Here is a 20,041-nt window from a genome sequence, read left to right as displayed (position 1 = left end):
GTTGCGCGGAGGCCATCTGTCAGTGTTCGCTAGCCGCGACAGGTGTTGATACATCGCGCGGCAGTCGAGTCGACTGCCGCTCTTGCGTAGTTGGAGGAGTGGAAGCCGTGGTCGCCGCGGGAGACGCCGACAAGGGCGGTGTCGCCGACAAGCTCGGGATTGCACCGGGCCAGGCAGTTCAGGAGATCGGCTGGGACGAGGACGTTGACGACGACGTTCGTGCCGCCATCGAGGAGAGGATCGGTAGCGATCTCCTCGACGAGGACGCGGACGATGTTGTGGACGTTGTCCTGTTGTGGTGGCGGGACGGTGACGGAGATCTGGTCGACGACCTGATCAACGCGACCGGTCCGCTGGCCGAGAACGGCGTGGTGTGGGTGCTGACGCCCAAGACCGGACGCCCTGGACACGTCGAGCCGAGTGAGATCGCCGAGGCGGTGCCGACCGCAGGGCTGTCCCAGACGTCCAACATCACCGTCGCCGAGGACTGGTCGGGCACGAGGCTCGTGCGCCCCAGCTCGGCGAAGGTCAAGCGCTGACCGAAGGCTGAGCACGGGCACCCCGAGACGTACGGGGGCCTGTGCTCACGCCTTCCAGGGAGATCGTGCGAGCCCCCGACTTCACCCTCAAGGACGCCAACAACCAGGTCGTGTCGTTGTCGTCCTACCGCGGTGCCTCAGCGGTGCTGCTGGTGTTCTACCCCTTCGCGTTCAGCCGCACCTGCCAGGGTGAGCTGGACGCGCTGCGGGACGGGCTGGAGGTGTACTCGGCGGCGGGCGTGGCGGTGCTGGGGATCTCGGTCGACACGCCGTACAGCCTCAAGGCGTGGTCCCTCGACCGGGGCTACCGGTTCCCGCTGCTGTCCGACTTCTGGCCGCACGGGGCCGTCGCGCGGGCCTACGGCACGTTCAACGAGGCCAAGGGCATGGCCAACCGCGGCACGTTCCTCGTGGACGTCGCCGGGGTGGTCCGGTACGCCGAGGTGAACGAACCCGGCGAACCCCGCGACCAGACGGCATGGCAGCATGCGGTTGCCGCGTTGGCGGCCGACCAGGGCGTGTAGCTCAGCGGAAGAGCACTCGGTTTACACCCGAGCGGTCGCAGGTTCGAACCCTGCCGCGCCCACGGTTCTCGGGGTGAGCCCTGTTCGCGGAATGCGCGAACGGACTCGCCCCGTCGTGTTCTCCGGGGGTGCGACCCCCAGACCCCGCCCGGCGGGCTCCGCCCCCGGACCCCCGGTGGCGGTCGCCTCGGGGTGAGGACGCTCGTCCACCGCAGTGCGCTCGGGGCTTTCCCGGATGCCGCTACGTCCTCGGTGCTCCGAACGGCGAAAGTCGGGCTGTTCGCGGGCGGGCCATCGATCCGCAGTGGAGGGGTCGACCCCTGGGGCTCGTGGATCGTGTCCGGCGCCGTGCTCCCGAGGCTGGCCCCCTCCGTCCAGGCCGGCTCGACCACTCGGCATCGACCCTCTCGAACGGGAGACGTCGGACGTCTCGGCCAACTGGAACGCGATTGATCAACATGAGGCCGTTCGGGCTCTGTACGGGAGTCCAATTCGGACGTAACTTCTCCCCATGGCGCCGAGGACGGTCACGATGGTGATTGGTCTCGCATTCCTGCTCGCCGGCCTGCTGATCATGTTCGTGCCGATGTCGTCGGACACCCCCGGCGGTTCACCCGTGTCGTGCGGCAACGCGCTGGGCATCGGTTTCGACCAGGTTGAGGTCGAGAAGATCGATCCGACGTTCGTCGGGATCTGCGAGCGGCTGCGGAACGAGCGGATGGGCTGGGCCCTGCCGATGGCGATCGGCGGAGGCGTGCTGCTGGCGGCGGGCGGGCTCGTCGGCAGACGGCGCTCCCGACACTAGCTACTCGTTGGTAGCGTCTTGTGCATGACGTGGATGCTGTACGGCGCCAACGGGTACACCGGCGAGCTGATCGCGGATCTGGCCGTGCGACGAGGCCACCGGCCCGTCCTGGCGGGACGGTCCGCGGCGAAGGTCGCCCCCCTCGCCGAGCGGCTCGGGCTGGAGCACCGGGTGTTCGGGCTGGAGGACGCCGAGCAGGCGCTCGCCGACGTCGACCTGGTCGTGCACTGCGCGGGCCCGTTCTCCGCGACGTCCGCGCCGATGGTGGACGCCTGCCTGGCGTCGGGGACGCACTACGTCGACATCACCGGCGAGATCGACGTGTTCGAGGCCGTCGCGACCCGTGACGCCGAGGCGCGCGCCGCCGGGGTGGTGCTGCTGCCCGGCGCGGGCTTCGACGTCGTGCCGACCGACTGCGTGGCGGCGATGCTCAAGGCCGAACTGCCCAGCGCGACGCACCTGGACCTCGCGTTCGCCGCGGGCGGCGGGGCGAGCCCCGGCACGACGAAGACGTCCGTCGAGGGCAGCGCGGCGGGTGGCCGGGCGCGGGTCGACGGCGAGCTGCGCCGGGTCCGGCTCGGCCACCGCAGGCGCAGCGCCGCGTTCCGGTCGGGTGCCCGCGACGTCGGGTCGATCCCGTGGGGCGACGTGAGCACGGCCTACCGGTCGACGGGCATCCCGAACATCACCACGTTCACCGTCCTGCCCGGCCTCACCGGGCACGTCCAGGCGCTGTTCGCGCCGCTGCTGCGCTCGTCGCTGGCGCAGAACGTCGGCAAGGCGCTGGCGCAGCGGGTCAGCGGCCCGGACGAGGCCCTGCGCGGCCGGACCCGCTCCGAGGTGTGGGGAGAGGCGTCGGACGCCGAGGGGCACACCGTGTCCATCGCGCTCACCACGCCCAACGGCTACGACCTCACCGCCGACGCGGTCGTCCGCGTGGTGGACCGGCTGCTCGCCGGTGACGTGCCCGCGGGGTCGCACACGCCGTCCAGCGCGTTCGGTGCGGACTTCGTGCGCACCCTGGACGGCGTGGTGGTCGACGAGCCGGTCCGGGCATAGCCGTGCCCCGGCGCGGACGCCGGGGCACGGGGTGTCGTGTGGCTAGCGGGGGGCCAGCAGCGAGCTGGCCTCCTGGGCCGCCGAACCGGCCTGGAGCAGGTGCCGCAGGTTCTCCGGCAGCTCCTCGCCGCGCTTCTCCACGGCGGTCGCGTACAGCCTGCCCGCGCGGTAGGACGAGCGCACGAGCGGTCCGGCCATCACGCCGGAGAAGCCCATGGCCTTGGCGTCGTCCGAGTGCGCGACGAACTCCTCGGGCTTCACCCAGCGCTCGACCGGGTGGTGCCGCGGCGAGGGCCGCAGGTACTGGGTGATCGTGATGATCTCGCAGCCCGCCTCGTGCAGGTCGCGCAGCGCCTGGGTGACCTCTTCCGGGGTCTCGCCCATGCCCAGGATCAGGTTCGACTTGGTGACCAGGCCGAACTCGCGGGCCTTGGTGATCACGTCGAGGGACCGCTCGTAGCGGAACGCGGGCCGGATGCGCTTGAAGATGCGCGGCACGGTCTCCACGTTGTGCGCGAGCACCTCGGGCCGGGACTCGAAGACCTCGGCCAGCTGCTCGGGCACCGCGTTGAAGTCCGGGATCAGCAGCTCGACGCCGGTGCCGGGGTTCAGCGCGTGGATCTGGTTCACGGTCTCCGCGTACAGCCACGCGCCGCCGTCGGGCAGGTCGTCGCGGGCGACACCCGTCACGGTGGAGTAGCGCAGACCCATCGCCTGGACCGACTCGGCGACCCGCCGGGGCTCGTCGCGGTCGAGGTCAGAGGGCTTGCCGGTGTCGATCTGGCAGAAGTCGCACCGCCGGGTGCACTGCTCGCCACCGATGAGGAAGGTGGCCTCGCGGTCTTCCCAGCACTCGTAGATGTTGGGGCAGCCCGCCTCTTCGCAGACCGTGTGGAGCCCTTCGCGTTTGACGAGGCCCTTGAGCTCCCGGAACTCGGGGCCCATCTTGGCCTTCGTCTTGATCCACGAGGGCTTCTTCTCGATCGGCGTCTGGCTGTTGCGGACCTCGAGCCGCAGCAGCTTCCGACCCTCTGGTACCGGCGTCACAGAGGTCACCCTACGCTCCGCGCGCGCGTGTGCGGGGTCACGCCGGATCGGGATCGACCCCGGTGAGCGTGGCCGTGAGGTCCCACAGCCGGTCGGCCGCGACCTCGTCCTTCGCGGCGCTCGACCGCGCGGCGGGCTTCGGGTGGCCGCGGGTCTCGCCCAGCCGGTCGGGTCCGAAGTAGTCGTTCTGCGCCACGCCGGGCGCCGTCGCAGCGTAGAGCTGCGGCAACACCCCCTTCTCGACGCTCTGCGTGCCCACCGCGTCCCACATCCGCACGATCTTGTCGAGCACGGCGCTGCCCTGGGCCTTGGCGTGGTTCAGGCCGAGGTTCGTGCGGGTCAGGCCGGGGTGGGCTGCGACGGAGGTCACGTCCAGGCCCGCGGCCACCAGGTGCCTGGCCAGGGCGTTCGCGAACAGCAGGTTCGCGAGCTTCGACTGGCCGTAGGCGGGCCACGCCGAGTAGCGGCGGGCCTCGAAGTTCGGGTCGGCGACCTGGAACCCGCCCATCCGGTGCCCGAGGCTCGACAGCGTCACGACCCGCGCGCCCGCTCGGGTGCGCAGCGCGGGCATCAGCAGCCACGTGAGGGCGGCGTGCCCGAGGTGGTTGGTGCCGAACTGGGTCTCGAAGTGGTCGACGGTCCAGCCGCGCGGGGTGGCCATCACGCCCGCGTTGTTCATCAGCACGTCGACCGCGTCACCGGTCCGCTCGCGGACGTCCGCGGCGGCGGTCCGCACGGACGACAGGTCGGCCAGGTCGAGCGCCACGAGTTCGGCCTCACCACCGCTCGCGCGGACCCGCCGGAGCGCCTCGGCGCCCCGTTCGGGGGAACGGCAGGCCATGAGCACCCGAGCGCCCCTGGCGGCCAGCACCTCGGCCGAGCGCAGTCCCAGGCCCGAGTTCGCGCCGGTGACCACGACGGTGCGGCCGGTCTGGTCGGGGATGTCGGCTTCGGTCCACATGGCTCCACCTAACCAAGGTCGTTCAGGTGCGGCTGAGCAGCCTGCTCCCCGACGTTCGCGCGGCGGGCTCCGAGCGGATCAGGTCGAGGAACGCGGCGCCGATCCTCGCGACCTCGGTCGGGGGTTCGGACATCTCGGCGAGACCGGAGGTCAGCGCCAGCAGGCGCTCCTCGCGCTCGACGGCCGCGGGGTCGGTCAGGTGGGAGTCCAGCACGGAGCGCAGCACGGGCTGCTCGGCGCGCAGGGCGCGCCAGGTCCTCAGCACGGCGTCGGCGCGGTCGTCGGCGTCGGCCAGCGCGACGCCCAGGCGGCCGGTGAGCTGCTGGAGCCAGCGGTGGTGCAGCGCGAGCAGCAGCTCGTCGGCGGTCCCGAACACGGTGCGGTCGAACTCCAGCGGGCCCGCCGGGTCGCGCCGCAGCACGGCGTCCAGGGCGTCGCGCCGTCGGTAGAAGTCGTTCCAGCCCATCGTCACGCCTCCTCTCGTGGGGTGGCCGGGGTCATACTCGCAGTTTTTCGCATACCGCCGGTATGACCGCGTGAGGCCAACATACCATCGGTACGTACCGGCGGTATGTCGTACGGTTGTGAGCGTGGTGACAATCGGTTCGAGGCGGGTCGAGTACTCGGAGTCCACGCGGCAGGCGCTCGTGGACAACGCGGTGGAGCTGTTCACCAAGCGCGGCTACGCGGGCACGTCGCTCGACGAGGTCACCAAGCGCGCGAGGGTCACCAAGGGCGCGCTGTACCACCACTTCAGCGGCAAGCAGGCCCTGTTCGAAGCGGCCTTCGACGCCGTGGAGAACAAGTTCATGCGCCGCCTGTCGGAGATCGTCTCCGCCCCCGGCGACCCGTGGGAGACGGCCATCGCGGGCCTGCGCGCCTACGTCCGGGTCTGCCTGGAGCCCTCCTACCAGCGGATCGTCATCCACGAGGCCCCGGTCGTGATGGGCTGGGAGCGCTGGCGCGAGGCCGAGGAGCACTTCAGCTACGGCCTGCTGCGCACCGCCATCGAGCTGCTGGTCGACTCCGGCGAGATCGAGGACGTGCCGGTCGAGACCACCGCGCGCCTGCTGTTCGGCTCGCTGTCGGCGGGCGCCAGCACGATCGCGGCGGCGTCGGACCCGAAGAAGGCCAGCGCCGAGGTCGAGTGGACGATCGTGCGCGTCGTCGAGGGCCTGCGGGTGCGCGACGGGGAGCCCGCGCCGGTCCCGGTCCGCGGTCGCTCGCGGTCCCGGCGGCACTAGTTCGCTCGGCGTACTACTTTGGCGTGGTGGAACTCCGGATCTTCACCGAGCCCCAGCAAGGGGCCACCTACGACGACCTGCTGCGCGTCGCGCGGACCGCCGAGGACGCGGGCTACGACGCGTTCTTCCGCTCCGACCACTACCTCGCGATGGGGGACGGCGACGGGCTGCCCGGCCCCACGGACGCCTGGACCACGCTGGCGGGCCTGGCCCGCGAGACGTCCCGCATCCGGCTCGGCACGCTGATGACGGCCGCCACCTTCCGCCACCCCGGCCCGCTCGCGATCACCGTCGCCCAGGTGGACCAGATGTCCGGCGGCCGGGTCGAGTTCGGCTTCGGCACGGGCTGGTTCGAGGCCGAGCACAGCGCCTACGGCATCCCGTTCCCGCCGGTCGGGGAGCGGTTCGACCGCTACGCCGAGCAGTTGGAGGTCATCACCGGCCTCTGGGCGGCCGAGGGCCCGTACTCCTTCGAGGGCGAGCACCACCGGCTCGTGGACGCGCCCGCGCTGCCCAAGCCCGTCCAGTCGCCCCTGCCGGTGCTCATCGGCGGTGTCGGGGCGAAGCGCACCCCCGCGCTGGCCGCCCGGTTCGCGACCGAGTTCAACCTGCCGTTCCAGGGCCACGACGTGGCCAACCGGCAGTTCACCCGCGTCGTCGAGGCCTGCGTCGAGATCGGCCGCGACCCCGCCGAGGTGATCCGCTCCGCCGCGCTGGTGCTGTGCGTCGGGCGCGACGACGCCGAGGTGGCGAGGCGGGCCGCGGCCATCGGCCGAGAGGTCGACGAGCTGCGCGCCAACGGCATCGCGGGCACGCCGGCGGAAGCCGTCGAACGGCTCTCGGAGTGGCGGGAGAAGACCGGCGTCGACCGCGTCTACCTCCAGGTCCTGGACCTCGCCGACCTCGACCACGTCGAACTCGTCGCCGCCGAGGTCGCCCCGGCGCTGGCTTGAAGGTCGCTTTGAGATTCCTCCAAGGTCCGGTCCCTAGCGTCGAGCACGACGCAGGTCCGGACCTCGGGAGAACACGTGACGAACGCGGCCAAGCTCGGCTCGACCCTGCTGGGGATGACCGTCCTGGCCGCGCTCGCCACACCCGCCTCCGCCGATCCCGCCTACCTGCCGGGCAGCGCTGAGGGGTTCTCGCGCGGGGCGGACGGCGCGGTGCTGCACACGTACCGCACCGGGACGGGGTGGACGCCGTGGGCGCGGGTGGGCGACCAGCGGGTGCTCGGCACGCCCAGCGGCGTCCACCAGCCGGGCACCCGGTCGACGGAGGTCTTCGCCCGCGGCACCGACGGCCGACTGGTGCACGCCGACAACTCCGGCTCGGGCTGGTCGCCGTGGACGGCCATCGGCGACCAGCGCCTCGACGGCGACCCGCTGGCCGTGCACCAGCCGAACACCGGCACGACCGAGGTGTTCGCGCGCGGTGCCGACGGCAGGCTGGTCCACACCGACGACTCGGCGGGGGAGTGGGCGCCGTGGACGGCCATCGGCGACTGGACGGTCACCGGGGCGCTGACGCCGGTGACGGACGCGGGCACGGGCGCCACCGAGGTCCTCGCCCGCACGACCGACGGCCGAGTCGTCCGGGTGGAGAACGCGGCGGGCGGCTGGGCGATCTGGTCGGTGGGCTAGTCGCCCGCGCTCCCGCACCGGCGCAGGCCCCTGGAGACACCCGATGAAGGCGAACGGCGCCTCGATCCACACCGCGCCCAGCGCCCCGGCGAACCGGGTCTCCTGGTACCGCACGGGTTTGACCATGTCCAGCGCGACGAGTCCGCTGTGGATCCGGAACGACGCGCGGAAGTCCACCCTCCCGAGCGGACGCCGTCACCCCCTCGTCCCACAGCGAAAATCCCTATCTCAGCTGACCTGCGACGTCGGACGCGGCGGTGAGCAGCACCAGCACGGGCACGGTGGCGGCGGTCCTCAGCCGGTAGCTGCCGCGCTTGTCCTGCTCCACCACGCCGGAGGACGTGAGCGACTTCAGGTGGTGGTAGAGCTGGCCCGTCGACCCGAGCCCGGCGGCCTCCTGCAACGCCGATCCGGGCTGCGGGCCGTCCACGAGCAGGGAGCGCACGATGCCCACGCGCACGGGGTGGGCCAGGGCGGCGAGCACGTCGATCGGGCCGCGGTCCGGCAGGCCGAGCACGCGCTCGGCCCGCACGTCGATCTGCCACCGCACCTCGCCGCCACCGAGCGTCACGAGGCCGCGGTAGGCGATCGTGCCGCCGCCGTCCTCGCTCCGGGGGATCTCGACGGTCTCCCGGTCGTCGCCCTCCAGCGCGGCGACGCGCTCTTCCAACTCGGCCAGCCTCCGCGCCACGTCCACCGTGGTCATCCTACGACTGAGTCCCGCAGTTCTCGCAGTGCCGCCGGGTCGAGGAGCGAGGTGAGCGTCAGGTCGACCAGGGCACCGGCCTGAGTGGACATCGGCTCGTCGACCTCGTCGGCGAGCAGCACGGCGGTGCCGATCCGCCCGTCCTCCCACCGCACGGTGAACGCCAGCGTCAGCACGCCCGGCAGCGAACCGCCCTTGAACCCGATGGCCCGCACGCCCTCGGGCAGCGAGCCCGCGTAGGCGCGTTCCAGGTGGACCCTGGCGGCGGGGAACCTCCCGCCCGCGATGGAGCGGTGCAGGCGGTGCAGGTGCGCCGCGGAGCCGTGCCACGTCCGCCTCGCCCACGGCCGCTGGGCGTCGTAGGTGGCGGGGGTGTGCGGGAACCGGCCGATGACCTCCAGCTGGAAGTTCGTGTCGGTCAGCAGCCGCGCGGCCAGCTCGTCGCCCACGCGCTTGCGGTGCGCGGGGTTCGCGGGCGCGCGCTCGGGGAGGATGAGCATCAGCACCTCGCCCGAGATGGACCGCGTGTCCGGCGACGGCCACCCGCAGCGCAGCGCCGCCGCGCGCAGGGAGGCGTCACCGACCCGGTTGCGCACGAAGTCCGACGCGGCGTTGTCGCTGTGCAGCAGGGCGACCTTCACGAGGTCGTCCAGCGGGACGAGCCGGTCGGGGTCGTCGGCGGTGAGGCCGTTGGAGAACGGGATCCGCAGGTCGGTCAGCGCGGCCTGGTGCGCGCCACCGTCGAGGCCGAGGTAGTAGGCCTCCCAGTCGCCGACGCGCACCTGCTCGTCCGGCTGGACGCGACCCCGCTCGACGGCGAGCGCGTAGCCCGCCGCGTGCACGGCCTTCACGGCCGATGCCAGGAGGTGCTCCTGGTGGGGCCGATGGCTCAACCGGCCTCCGCGTCCGTCGTCGACGACTACTCCGACGTGGTCGCGATGTCCGGAGATCCAGCCGAGCCACCCTTTCGGCTCTGCCGCCGCCCGCCCTGCACCGATCACCATCGAGGCACCCGCCACCCCCGCGGCGGTGAGCGCCTGTCGTCGGGTCAAGAGCACGACAATTCCCCCTCTGGTAGTCCGTAATTACGGAATACTAGAGGAGCGGGGTCGGCCTTGTCAGCCCGTCCGAACGGCGAAGGTGATCCCGGCGGCGTTCGGCCCACCGCGTTCCACCACCCGGTCGGTCAGCGGGAGGCTGCCGTCCAGGGCGGCCAGCACGGCGTCGCGCGCCATCGGCAGCACCTCGGCCACCGTCACGTCCCGGTCCAGCTCCTGCGACAGGGACGCGACGCCGGCGTCCCTGATGCCGCACGGGATGATGTCGCCGAACGGGGCCAGGTCGGCGTTGCAGTTGATCTCGAAACCGTGCATCGTCACGCCGCGCTGCACGCGGATGCCGATCGCGGCGATCTTGCGCTCCGGACCCCGGTCGTCCGCCGCCAGCCACACGCCGCTGCGCCCGTCGACCCGACCCGTGGGCACCCCGAGCTGGTCGCACACGTGGATCAGCGCCTGCTCCAGCCTGCGCACGTACTGCACGACGTCCATGGGCTCGGTCAGCTCCACGATGGGGTAGCCGACGAGCTGGCCCGGACCGTGCCAGGTGATCTTCCCACCGCGGTCGACGTCGATGACCGGGATGGTGCTCTTCACGGGCCGGTCGGCCTCTTCGGTGCGGCGGCCGCAGGTGTAGACGGGGTGGTGCTCCAGCAGCAGGAGCGTGTCGCCGACCGTGCCGTCGGCACGGGCGTTGGCGAGGTCGCGTTGCAGGTCCCAGGCGGCCACGTAGTCGATGGTGCCCAGCTCACGCACGTCGAAGGGGTGGTTCGAGGTGCGGCAGGAGACGTCAGATCCGGTCACGGTCCGAGGTTACTCCGGGTCTCACCAGTCCCAGGGCGAGTCCGGCGAGCAACCCGACACCGACCACGGCCGACACGGCTCCCGCGGTGTCGGTGAACCAGTGCATCCGCAGCACGACCCGGCTCGCCGCCGTCAGCACCACGGCCGTCACCGCCAGCACGACGACCGTCCGCAGCCACCGGTGGGCCAGCCAGGAGCACGCCACGACCGAGGTGAACGCGAGCGCGGTCACCGCGGTCACGTGCCCGCTCGGGTAGCTCCACTTCGGGAAGTCGATCGGCCGCACCCGCCGGTAGGCGTAGCGCACCAGCACCGTGGCCCAGCACAGCCCGAGCAGCACGGCGATCCGGAACAGCAGCGGGTCCCTCGCCAGCCACGACCGCACGGCCAGCCCCAGCAGCGTGATGGTCGCGAGGCCGGGGCTGAGCACGAAGCTGATCCACTCCGCGACGAACGTCAGCGGACGGGTGTGCAGCGGCGCGTAGCCGTTGAGCCGGGCGTCCAGCGCGGGCACCTCGTCGCGCACGAGCACCCCGAGCGCGGTCGACATCCCCACGAGCAGCAGACCGACGAGGGCGAGGCGGAGCGCGCTCAACCGTTCACCGCTGCCGACACCGCCGCTCCGAGCGCGGGGTGCAGGAAGTGGAAGCCGTTGCGCTCCAGCACCTTCGGCACGGCCCGCTGGCCCGCGAGGATCCCCTCCTCCGCCAGTTCGCCGAGCGCGGCCTTCAGCACGAATCCGGGCACGATCCACGGCGTCGGCCGGTGCAGCACGTGGCCGATGGTGCGGGTGAACTCCGCGTTCGTCACGGGGCTCGGCGCGGTCAGGTTGATCGGGCCCGCCACCGCGGCGTGCTCGACGGCGAAGCGGATCGCGGAGATCGCGTCGTCCAGGGAGATCCACGGCATGTACTGGGTGCCGTCGCCGAGCCTGCCGCCGAGGAAGAACGAGAACAGCGGCTTGATCCGGCCGAACAGGCCGCCGGAGGGGCCGATCACCAGACCGGTGCGGAGCTTCACCACGCGCACTCCGGGCGCCTGGTCGGCGACCGCCGCGGCAGCCTCCCACTCGCGGCACAGGTCCGCCAGGAACCCGGTGCCCGGCCCGCGCGTCTCGTCCACCACGGCGTCGCCGGTGTCGCCGTAGAACCCGATCGCCGAGGCGTTCACCAGCGTCGGCACCCCGTGCTCCACGACGGCGGCGGCCAGCACCTCGGTCGGCACGCTCCGGCTGTCGCGCAGCACCTGCTTGCGGGCGTCGTTCCAGCGCTTGTCCGCCACGCCCGCGCCGCACAGGTTCACCACGGCGTCCACACCGTCGAGCGCGCCGTCGTCGACCCGGCCCGCGGGCGGGTCCCAGCCCCGCTCGTCGGGGGCCTTCGGTGTGCGCCGCACCAGCCGGAGCACCTCGTGCCCCTCGCCGCGCAGCGCCGCCACCAGACTGGTTCCGATCATCCCGGACGAACCGGCGATCACGACGCGCATGGGTTGATCGTCTCCCAAGGGTGGGGTTCGTGCACGGCAGGGGGCGTTTTCCCAGACGGGGACAGGTGGCGACAGCAAGAGCCCCCCGGTGCCGACACCGCACCGGGGGGCTCTCGACGAGCGGTACTACAGGCCGAGGTCGGCCTCGAACGCGCCTTCTTCCAGGCGGTTCTTGATGGTGGTGAGGAAACGACCGGCGTCGGCCCCGTCCACCAGGCGGTGGTCGTAGGTCAGCGCCAGGTACGCCATCGAGCGGATGGCGATGTTGTCGTCGCCGTTCTCGTCGGTGATCACCACGGGGCGCTTCTTGACCACGCCGACGCCCAGGATGCCGACCTGCGGCTGCTGGATGATCGGGGTGTCGAAGAGCGCGCCGTTGCTGCCCAGGTTCGTCAGCGAGAAGGTGCCGCCGGACAGCTCGTCCGGGGTGACCTTGTTCGCACGGGTGCGGGCGGCGAGGTCGGCGATGTTGTGCGCCAGACCGGCCAGGTTGAGGTCACCGGCGTTGTGGATGACCGCGTTGAGCAGGCCGCGCTCGGTGTCCACCGCGATGCCGAGGTGCTCGGCGCCGTAGTAGGTGACCTCCTTGGCCTCCTCGTTGATCGAGGCGTTCAGCTTCGGGTGCTGCTTGAGCGCCTCGACGGTGGCCTTCGCGAAGAACGGCAGGAACGTGAGCTTGACGCCCTCGCGCTGCTCGAACGCCGACTTGGCGCGGGTGCGCAGCCGGGCGATCTTGGTCACGTCGACCTCGAACACCTGGGTGAGCTGCGCCGACATCTGGAGCGACTCGCGGGTGCGCTGCGCGACGATCTGGCGCAGGCGCGGGAGCTTCTGCGTGCTGCCCCGCAGACCGCTCTGGTCGGCCTTGGCCGGAGCCGCGGCGCGGGCGGGAGCGGCGGCGGCCGGAGCCGGAGCGGCGGGCGCGGGAGCCGGGGCCTTCTTGGCCTCGACCGCGGCCAGCACGTCCTGCTTGCGGATGCGGCCACCGACACCGGTGCCCGTCAGCGAGTTCAGGTCGATGCCGTTCTCCGACGCCAGCTTGCGGACCAGCGGCGTCACGTACGGGGTGCCGTTGGACGACTCCTCGGACGAGGACGACGCGGCCGGAGCCGGGGCCGACTGGGCCGGAGCCGGTGCGGCTGCGGGGGCCGGAGCAGCCTTGGGAGCCTCCTGCTCGGGGGCTTCCTGCTGCTTCGGGGCCTCCTGCTTCGGCGCCTCGGGAGCGGGCGTCGGGGCCGGTGCGGAGGACTGCGCCGGGGAACCGGAGCCGACCACGGCCAGCTGGCCGCCGACCTCGACGGTCGAGTCCTCGGCCGCGGTGATCTCCAGCACGGTGCCCGCCACGGGCGACGGGATCTCGGTGTCGACCTTGTCGGTGGACACCTCCAGCAGCGGCTCGTCGACCTCGACCGAGTCGCCGACCTGCTTGAGCCAGCGGGTGACGGTGCCCTCGGTGACGGACTCGCCGAGAGCGGGCATGACGACCGGGGTGCCGCCGCCGGAGCCGCTGGACGGCGCGGGCGCCTCCTGCTGCTCCTGCGCCGGGGCCTCGGCCTCGGGTTCCGGCGCCTGCTCGGGCTCGGGCTCGGACTCGGGCTGGGCTTCCTCGGCGGGCGCGGCGGGAGCGGACTCGCCACCACCGGCACCGTCGCCGATCACCGCCAGTTCGGCGCCGACCTCGACGGTCTCGTCCTCCTGGGCGACGATCTTCTGCAGCACCCCGGCGGCGGGCGACGGGATCTCGGTGTCGACCTTGTCGGTCGAGACCTCCAGCAAGGGCTCGTCGACCTCGACCCGGTCACCCTCCTGCTTCAACCAGCGGGTGACCGTGCCCTCGGTGACGCTCTCGCCGAGTGCGGGCATTTGGACGGAGAAGGCCATCGTTCGCTGACTCCTCGTGCTTGAGTTGCAGGTTCGGCTGACTTGTTTGCGACGGTCAGCCGTGCACGTGCAGCGGCTTGCCGGCCAAGGCGAGGAAGGCCTCGCCGAGGGCTTCTGTCTGGGTCGGGTGGGCGTGGATCAGGGGAGCCACGTCCTCCGGGAAAGCCTCCCAGCTGTAGATCAGCTGGGCCTCACCGATCAGCTCGCCGACGCGCTCGCCCACCAGGGTGATGCCGACGACCGGGCCGTCGGGCGCCTTCACGAGCTTGACGCCACCGGCGGTCTTGAGGATCTGGCTCTTGCCGTTGCCCGCCAGGTCGTAGACGAAGGTCTCGACCGTGCCGTACTTCTCCTTGGCCGCGGCCTCGGAGAGGCCGACCGAGGCGACCTCGGGCTTGCAGTACGTGACGCGGGGGATGCCCGCCTCGTCGATGACCTTCGGGTTGTGCCCCGCGATCTCCTCGGCGACGAAGATGCCCTGCTGGAAGCCGCGGTGCGCGAGCTGGAGGCCGGGCACGATGTCGCCGACGGCGTACACGTTCGGCAGGTTGGTGCGCAGGCGCTCGTCGGTGGTGACGAAGCCGCGGTCGGTGGCGACGCCCGCCTCCTCGTAGCCGTGGCCCGCGCTGTTCGGGCCGCGACCGACGGCCACCAGCAGCAGGTCGGCGTCGATGACGTCGCCGGACTCCAGCGACACCGAGACACCGGAGTCGGTCTGGGTGGCGCCGGTGAACCGGACGCCGGTCTTGAACTTGATCCCGCGCTTGCGGAAGGCGCGTTCGAGCTGCTTGGAGGCGTACTCGTCCTCGGCCGGGACCAGTCGCGGCAGCGCCTCGACGATGGTCACCTCGGAGCCGAACGAGCGCCACACGCTGGCGAACTCCACACCGATGACGCCGCCGCCGAGGACGACGACCCTCTCCGGGATGAAGTCCAGGTTGAGCGCCTGGTCGCTGGTGATGACCCGGCCGCCGATCTCCAGACCGGGCAGGCTCTTGGCGTACGAACCGGTCGCGAGGACCACGTTCTTGCCGGTGTAGCGCTCGCCGTTCACCACGACGGTGTTCGGCCCGACGAACGTGCCCGCGCCCTCGACCAGGGTGACCTTGTTGGCCTTGGCCAGACCCTGCAAGCCCTTGTAGAGCTTGCTGATCACGCCGTCCTTGTACGAGTTGACGCCCGCGATGTCGATGCCCTCGAGCGAGCTCTTGATGCCGAACTGGTCGCCCTCGCGGACGTTGTCGGCGACCTCGGCCGCGTGCAGCAGGGCCTTCGTCGGGATGCAGCCGCGGTGCAGGCAGGTCCCCCCGAGCTTGTCCTTCTCGACCAGGACGACGGACAGACCGAGCTCAGCCGCGCGGAACGCGCAGGCGTAGCCGCCTGAGCCGCCGCCGAGGATGACGAGGTCGGCGGAGGTGTCGGTCACTTCGAACTCCTCGACAGTGGTGGAACACGCCTTGCATCCGCGCGGGTGCGCGCGGGTACTCAAGTCATCTTGTCACTAGCTTGGAGCAAGCGGCGACGGGGCCTCGATCGGGTGTCCCTTCGGGACGATTTTGCCGCCTGCTTCACAGGCCTGCCGGCACCATGGTGCGACAGGTCTCGTAGGAGGTGGCCCCGTGGGGCTCTTAGATCGTTTCCGCAGGAAGCCCAAGCCGGGAGTGCTGCGCACCGCGTCGTCGAACGACACCGGGCACCTGGAGGAGTGGGCGGCGGCGCGCCACGGCGTCGAGGCGTTCGTCGAGCCCAAGACCACCGTGACGGAAACCACCGTGGTGTTGGTCGCACACGACGGCGAGTGGACCCGCAGGCGGATCGACGGCACGGACGGCGCGAAGAAGTTCGCCCGGAAACTGGGTATGCCCATTTACGACGCGGGCATCGTGGGCTACCCGCAGCGCATGCGCGATTACACGGCCAGGCAGAAAAAGCGGCCGTGACACGGCCGCGACTTCGTCGCGGCGGCTCGGCCGCCTGAAGTCGGCACGTCGGAACCGCATTTTTTTCGAGCCGGGCGGGGACTTCGTCACCGCCCGGCTCAAAAAAGGGAATCGACCTACCGGCGCGGCCTCGCGTGGCGGGCGGGTGGGGGAAATGTGAAAGGCCCCCGCTGCTCAGCGGGGGCCTTGTCACGTTCTGTTACTAGCCGTGTGCGGCGATGTCCGCCAGGACGGCCGCGAGCGTGCGCACGGGGACGCCGGTGCTGCCCTTGGTGGTGTAGCCGGTGGGGCCACCGGAGTGCCAGGACGGGCCCGCGATGTCGAGGTGCGCCCACTGGACGCCCTCGGTGACGAACTCGCGCAGGAAGATGCCCGCGGCGAGCATGCCGCCCCAGCGGTGGCCCATCACGTTGGCCAGGTCGGCGAGGCGGGAGTCGAGGTCGGCCCGCAGCTCCTCGGGGAGCGGCATGGCCCACGCGTTCTCGCCGACCGCGCGGCCGGTGGCGGCGACGCGGTCGCGGAACTCGTCGGAGCCCATGACGCCCGTGGTCTTCTTGCCGAGCGCGACGACGGCCGCGCCGGTCAGCGTGGACGCCTCGATCAGGTAGTCCGGGTTGTCCTCGCAGGCGCGCGCGATGGCGTCGGAGAGGATCAGGCGGCCCTCGGCGTCGGTGTTGAGCACCTCGACGGTCTTGCCGCCGTACATGGTCAGGACGTCGCCGGGCCGGTAGGCCGTGCCGGACGGCATGTTCTCCGCCATCGGCACCCACGCGGTGATCTCCAGCGGGTACTTGAGCTTCGCGGCGAGCACCACCGTCGCGACGATCGCGGCGGCGCCGCCCATGTCGGAGGTCATCTCGTCCATGCCCGCGGCGGGCTTGATGGAGATGCCGCCGGTGTCGAACGTGATGCCCTTGCCGACCAGCGCGACCTTCTTCGTCGCCTTGGGACCGGTGTAGGTCAGGCGCACCAGGCGCGGCGGGCGGGACGAGCCCATGCCGACGCCGAGGATGCCGCCGTAGCCCGCCTTGCGCAGGGCCTTCTCGTCGAACACCTCGACGTCGAGGCCCGCGTCCCGGCCGAGCGCGGCGGCGCGGTCGGCGAACGAGGCCGGGAACATGTCGTTCGGCGGCGTGTTCACCAGGTCGCGCGTGGTCGTGACGGCCTCGGCGATGGCCGTGGACGCCTTGAGCGCGGCGCGGTGCGCCTTCAGCGTGCCGGTGGCCGGGACGGCCAGGTCGAGCCTGCCGAGCGGGCCGTCGCCCGCCTCGGACTTGTACGCGGTGAAGCCGTAGCCGCCGAGCAGCGCGCCCTCGACGGTGGCGCCGAGGTGGACGGCGGACAGCGTTGTCACGGCCCGCTTGCGGCCGGTCAGCGCGCGGGCGGCCGCACCCGCGGCGCGGCGGACCTGCTCCTCGGTGAGGGCGCCGCCCGCGTCGGGCTTGCCGAGGCCGACCGCGATCAGCAGGGGCGCGGCCAGCTTGCCGAGCGTCGGCAGCTTCACGACCTCCTCGGCCTTGCCCTTGGCGCCGAGGGTGTCGAGCAGGGCGACCAGCCCGCCCTCGAACGCGGCGTCGACGGCGGCGGCGCCGTCGGCCAGCGCGAGGCCGTCCGGACCCTGCACCGTGCCCACCACCACGACATCCGCGGCAAGGGTGGTGAGGTCACTGTCAGTAAGCGCCAGTTTCGGCCCTGTCACGTGGTGCTCCTTGGCGATTCCTCCCGGCACTGCTGATCTGTGCGGCGGGAACGAGGATGGATGCTGATGGATGCTAAAGGTCTGGCGACCTCGACTGTCCACGGCACCATCGATTGCGGCGAGTAACAATTAACACGATCGTGGGACCGTCGTAGGGCGGTTACGGTTCTTGCGGGGAATCTGCCAGTGTGTAGCCGTGACGGAATCGCCTCAGGGCCGCTCGGCGGTGCCGACGGCCCTGGTGCTCGGACTCACGTCGACCACGGGCGCGGGCATCTTCCTCGGGCTCGCCCCGGCGGCGTCCGTCGCGGGCCGCTGGCTCCTCCCGGCGGTCGTGGTCGCCGCGCTGGCCGCCCTCTGCAGCGCCCTCTCGACCGCCGACCAGTCGCGCGCCCACCCCGCCGCCGAAGGCGGCCACGCCCACATCCGCGACCAGCTCGGCCCGTGGCCCGCCCGGCTCGGCGCGAGCGCCTACCTGCTGGGCCGCGCGGGCATCGCCGCCGCGCTGGCGGGCACGGCCGCCGCCTACGCCTTCCCGGAGAACCGGGCGCTCGTCGCGCTGCTCGTGCTCGTCTGCGCCGGAGTGCTCAGCGCCACGGGCGTGCGCTGGAGCCGCACCGCGCTCTGGCTCGTCGGCGCGACCGTCCTCGCCGTGCTCGCGCTCGTCGTGGTCACCTGCTTCGGCGTCGCACCGCCCCAGGCCGCCGCGCCGCCGCCCGCCGACGAGGGCTTCACGTCCTTCATGGCCGTGGCCGCGATCATGTTCGTCGCGTTCTCCGGCTTCGAGCGGATCACCGCGCCGCCGCACGGCGACCCCGTGCACTCCGCCAGGACGCTGCGGCTGGCGATCCCGCTGCTCGTCGCGGTCACGCTCGTCACCACCCTCGCCGTCGCCGCCGCCGTGCGGTACCAGCTCGGCTCCGCCCGGCTCGCCCTGTCGCCCGCCCCGCTGCGCGACGCTCTCCTCGCCGCGGACGGCGGCTGGCTCGTGCCGCTCGTCCAGGTCGGCGCGGTGGTCGCGGCGCTGGCGGTGCTCACGCCCGTCCTCGGCGGCATGCGGCGCGCGCTCGGCAGCCTCGCGTCGACCGGCGACCTGCCCGTCCGGCTCGCCCCCCGCGGCGACGGCCGGGCACCGCTGCTCGACCTGCTCGGCGGACTGGCCGTCGTCGTGGTGCTGCTGCTCGCCCCGCCCGCCACGGCCCTCGCGATCGGCGCGTGCGGCACCCTGTTCTACTACGCGTTCACGAACGCCTCGGCACGCCTGCTGCTGCACGAGGACCGGACGTGGCCGATGCGCACCGCCTGCCTCGGGCTCGGGCTGTCGGTCCTGCTGGCGATGAGCGCACCGGTCGCCGCCCTGCTCACGACGGCCGTGGTCATGCTGGTGGGAACCGGTGCGCTGGGGCTGGGAGCCCTGGTCGGAGCCCGGCGGAGGCGCGACCAGCTCCCGCCGCGGGAAAGTCGGACGTCCGATTCTCGGGATGGCGATTTTCTGATGCAAGAGTAGGGATTATCGTCTACCCATGACGACAGCGCCGCCTTTCACCGTGACCTCGAACCCGCAGCCGGCCACCCCGGAACGCGTAGCGGAGGTACTGGCGAGGCCGGGCTTCGGCCAGCACTTCACCGACCACATGGTGACGATCCGCTGGGACCGGGCGCGGGGCTGGCACTCCCCGGCCGTCGAGCCCTACCACTCGCTGGAACTCGATCCCGCCTCCATGGTCCTGCACTACGGCCAGGCGATCTTCGAGGGCCTCAAGGCGTACCGCAGGCCGGACGGCTCCATCGCGTCGTTCCGCCCCGAGGCGAACGCGGCCCGCTTCCGCCTGTCCGCGCAGCGCATCGCCATGCCGGAGCTGCCGGACGAGCTGTTCCTGGAGTCCATCCGCCGGCTGGTCGCCGTCGACGAGCGCTGGGTGCCCTCCGCCGCGGAGGAGTCCCTCTACCTGCGCCCGTTCATGATCTCCAGCGAGGTCGGCCTCGGCGTTCGGCCCGCGAGCGAGTACCTCTACGCGCTCATCGCGTCCCCGGCGGGCTCGTACTTCTCCGGCGGCGTGAAGCCGGTGAGCGTCTGGCTGTCGACCGAGTACGTCCGGGCGGCCCCCGGCGGCACGGGCGCGGCCAAGTTCGCGGGCAACTACGCCGCCTCCCTGGTCGCGCAGGCGCAGGCCGCCGAGAAGGGCTGCGACCAGGTCGTGTGGCTCGACGCGGTGGAGCGCCGCTGGGTCGAGGAGATGGGCGGGATGAACCTGTTCTTCGTCCTCGGCTCCGGCTCGACCGCCCGCGTCGTCACGCCCGAGCTGACCGGCACGCTGCTGCCCGGCATCACCCGCGACTCGCTGCTGCGGATGGCGGCCGACCTCGGCCTCCCGGTCGAGGAGCGGCGCATCTCCACCGAGGAGTGGGAGAAGAAGGCCGAGTCCGGCGAGCTGACCGAGGTGTTCGCCTGCGGCACCGCCGCCGTGATCACGCCCGTCGGCCACGTGAAGCACGCGGACGGCGAGTTCAGCGTCTCCGGCGGCGAGACCGGCGAGGTGACCAAGAAGCTGCGCGAACGGCTGACGGGGTTGCAGCACGGCACCGTCGAGGACGTGCACGGCTGGATGACGACGCTCGTCTGAGCACCGGTGGGGGCCTCCGCGAGGG

General features: G+C 72.0%; 21 protein-coding genes and 1 tRNA gene. 11 read left to right on the top strand and 11 right to left on the bottom strand.

What is annotated here, in order from left to right:
• Window positions 1–107 precede the first annotated feature (107 nt).
• From VFZ92_RS21500 to VFZ92_RS21480, 5 genes are all read left to right on the top strand, one after another.
• Window positions 108–539 (top strand): DUF3052 domain-containing protein, encoded by a 432-nt coding sequence (locus tag VFZ92_RS21500; protein ID WP_259621958.1) that lies wholly within the window; start codon window positions 108–110, stop codon window positions 537–539.
• Window positions 540–604: 65 nt separating this feature from the next.
• Window positions 605–1,063, top strand: coding sequence for a peroxiredoxin (locus VFZ92_RS21495; RefSeq protein WP_330877786.1), 459 nt, complete (start codon window positions 605–607; stop codon window positions 1,061–1,063).
• Window positions 1,054–1,125 (top strand) — tRNA-Val (locus VFZ92_RS21490). The genes VFZ92_RS21495 and VFZ92_RS21490 overlap by 10 nt, the downstream gene beginning before the upstream one ends.
• Window positions 1,126–1,595: 470 nt before the next feature.
• A complete protein-coding gene (locus tag VFZ92_RS21485) occupies window positions 1,596–1,868 on the top strand; it encodes a hypothetical protein (RefSeq protein ID WP_330877785.1) in 273 nt (90 codons plus the stop codon).
• Between the two features lie 24 nt (window positions 1,869–1,892).
• Window positions 1,893–2,927, top strand: coding sequence for a saccharopine dehydrogenase family protein (locus VFZ92_RS21480; protein WP_330877784.1), 1,035 nt, complete (start codon window positions 1,893–1,895; stop codon window positions 2,925–2,927).
• Window positions 2,928–2,969: 42 nt separating this feature from the next.
• Here VFZ92_RS21480 and lipA read toward each other — a convergent pair whose 3' ends face one another.
• Genes lipA through VFZ92_RS21465 form a run of 3 tightly spaced genes read right to left on the bottom strand, consistent with a single transcriptional unit; the run spans window position 2,970 to window position 5,401 of the window.
• Window positions 2,970–3,974, bottom strand: a complete 1,005-nt coding sequence (gene lipA / locus VFZ92_RS21475) for a lipoyl synthase (protein ID WP_330877814.1) — start codon at window positions 3,972–3,974, stop codon at window positions 2,970–2,972.
• A 37-nt stretch (window positions 3,975–4,011) separates the two neighbouring features.
• On the bottom strand, window positions 4,012–4,935 hold the full coding sequence (locus VFZ92_RS21470) for an oxidoreductase (protein ID WP_330877783.1): 924 nt from the start codon (window positions 4,933–4,935) through the stop codon (window positions 4,012–4,014).
• Window positions 4,936–4,957: 22 nt separating this feature from the next.
• Window positions 4,958–5,401 (bottom strand): hypothetical protein, encoded by a 444-nt coding sequence (locus VFZ92_RS21465; RefSeq protein WP_330877813.1) that lies wholly within the window; start codon window positions 5,399–5,401, stop codon window positions 4,958–4,960.
• Between the two features lie 133 nt (window positions 5,402–5,534).
• Here VFZ92_RS21465 and VFZ92_RS21460 point away from each other — a divergent pair, with 133 nt between their 5' ends.
• From VFZ92_RS21460 to VFZ92_RS21450, 3 genes are all read left to right on the top strand, one after another.
• Window positions 5,535–6,179: a TetR/AcrR family transcriptional regulator gene (locus VFZ92_RS21460; protein WP_330877812.1), complete on the top strand. Its 645-nt coding sequence runs from the start codon at window positions 5,535–5,537 to the stop codon at window positions 6,177–6,179.
• 26 nt (window positions 6,180–6,205) lie between these two features.
• Entirely contained in the window at window positions 6,206–7,132 is a 927-nt protein-coding gene (locus VFZ92_RS21455) for an LLM class F420-dependent oxidoreductase (protein WP_330877782.1), read from the top strand.
• 75 nt (window positions 7,133–7,207) lie between these two features.
• The gene (locus VFZ92_RS21450) at window positions 7,208–7,819 is read left to right on the top strand and encodes a hypothetical protein (RefSeq protein WP_330877781.1); all 612 of its coding nucleotides are present in this window, start codon (window positions 7,208–7,210) and stop codon (window positions 7,817–7,819) included.
• Window positions 7,820–8,042: 223 nt separating this feature from the next.
• On the opposite strand, the gene VFZ92_RS21445 is transcribed toward VFZ92_RS21450, so the two are convergent.
• The 7 genes from VFZ92_RS21445 to lpdA form a co-directional block, all read right to left on the bottom strand.
• Complete coding sequence (locus VFZ92_RS21445; RefSeq protein WP_330877780.1) at window positions 8,043–8,525, bottom strand: helix-turn-helix domain-containing protein; 483 nt, start codon at window positions 8,523–8,525, stop codon at window positions 8,043–8,045.
• Window positions 8,522–9,529 carry a serine hydrolase gene (locus VFZ92_RS21440; RefSeq protein ID WP_330877811.1) on the bottom strand — a complete coding sequence of 336 codons (1,008 nt, stop codon included), beginning with the start codon at window positions 9,527–9,529 and terminating at the stop codon, window positions 8,522–8,524. Before VFZ92_RS21440 ends, VFZ92_RS21445 begins: the two co-directional genes overlap by 4 nt.
• Before the next feature lie 114 nt (window positions 9,530–9,643).
• The gene (lipB, locus tag VFZ92_RS21435) at window positions 9,644–10,387 is read right to left on the bottom strand and encodes a lipoyl(octanoyl) transferase LipB (protein ID WP_330877779.1); all 744 of its coding nucleotides are present in this window, start codon (window positions 10,385–10,387) and stop codon (window positions 9,644–9,646) included.
• A complete protein-coding gene (locus VFZ92_RS21430) occupies window positions 10,374–10,982 on the bottom strand; it encodes a phosphatase PAP2 family protein (RefSeq protein WP_330877778.1) in 609 nt (202 codons plus the stop codon). The genes lipB and VFZ92_RS21430 overlap by 14 nt, the downstream gene beginning before the upstream one ends.
• The gene (locus tag VFZ92_RS21425) at window positions 10,979–11,872 is read right to left on the bottom strand and encodes a TIGR01777 family oxidoreductase (RefSeq protein ID WP_330877777.1); all 894 of its coding nucleotides are present in this window, start codon (window positions 11,870–11,872) and stop codon (window positions 10,979–10,981) included. The genes VFZ92_RS21430 and VFZ92_RS21425 overlap by 4 nt, the downstream gene beginning before the upstream one ends.
• A 126-nt stretch (window positions 11,873–11,998) precedes the next feature.
• Window positions 11,999–13,753: a 2-oxoglutarate dehydrogenase, E2 component, dihydrolipoamide succinyltransferase gene (gene sucB, locus VFZ92_RS21420; protein ID WP_330877776.1), complete on the bottom strand. Its 1,755-nt coding sequence runs from the start codon at window positions 13,751–13,753 to the stop codon at window positions 11,999–12,001.
• Window positions 13,754–13,808: 55 nt separating this feature from the next.
• On the bottom strand, window positions 13,809–15,179 hold the full coding sequence (gene lpdA, locus VFZ92_RS21415) for a dihydrolipoyl dehydrogenase (RefSeq protein ID WP_330877775.1): 1,371 nt from the start codon (window positions 15,177–15,179) through the stop codon (window positions 13,809–13,811).
• A 193-nt stretch (window positions 15,180–15,372) separates the two neighbouring features.
• On the opposite strand from lpdA, the gene VFZ92_RS21410 reads away from it, so the two are divergent.
• A complete protein-coding gene (locus VFZ92_RS21410) occupies window positions 15,373–15,693 on the top strand; it encodes an oxidoreductase (RefSeq protein ID WP_330877774.1) in 321 nt (106 codons plus the stop codon).
• Window positions 15,694–15,895: 202 nt separating this feature from the next.
• On the opposite strand, the gene VFZ92_RS21405 is transcribed toward VFZ92_RS21410, so the two are convergent.
• Window positions 15,896–17,392 carry a leucyl aminopeptidase gene (locus VFZ92_RS21405; protein WP_330877773.1) on the bottom strand — a complete coding sequence of 499 codons (1,497 nt, stop codon included), beginning with the start codon at window positions 17,390–17,392 and terminating at the stop codon, window positions 15,896–15,898.
• A gap of 196 nt (window positions 17,393–17,588) precedes the next feature.
• On the opposite strand from VFZ92_RS21405, the gene VFZ92_RS21400 reads away from it, so the two are divergent.
• Together VFZ92_RS21400 and VFZ92_RS21395 are read left to right on the top strand one after the other, a co-directional pair.
• Window positions 17,589–18,899: an amino acid permease gene (locus tag VFZ92_RS21400; protein WP_330877772.1), complete on the top strand. Its 1,311-nt coding sequence runs from the start codon at window positions 17,589–17,591 to the stop codon at window positions 18,897–18,899.
• A gap of 16 nt (window positions 18,900–18,915) precedes the next feature.
• Window positions 18,916–20,016 (top strand): branched-chain amino acid aminotransferase, encoded by a 1,101-nt coding sequence (locus VFZ92_RS21395; RefSeq protein ID WP_330877771.1) that lies wholly within the window; start codon window positions 18,916–18,918, stop codon window positions 20,014–20,016.
• The last annotated feature ends 25 nt before the right edge of the window (window positions 20,017–20,041 follow it).

Origin of the sequence: Umezawaea sp., from assembly GCF_036375055.1 — a bacterium.
GTDB lineage: Bacteria > Actinomycetota > Actinomycetes > Mycobacteriales > Pseudonocardiaceae > Umezawaea.
The sequence above is the reverse complement of the archived record's forward strand: the minus strand, read 5'-3'. Positions and strand labels throughout refer to the sequence as shown.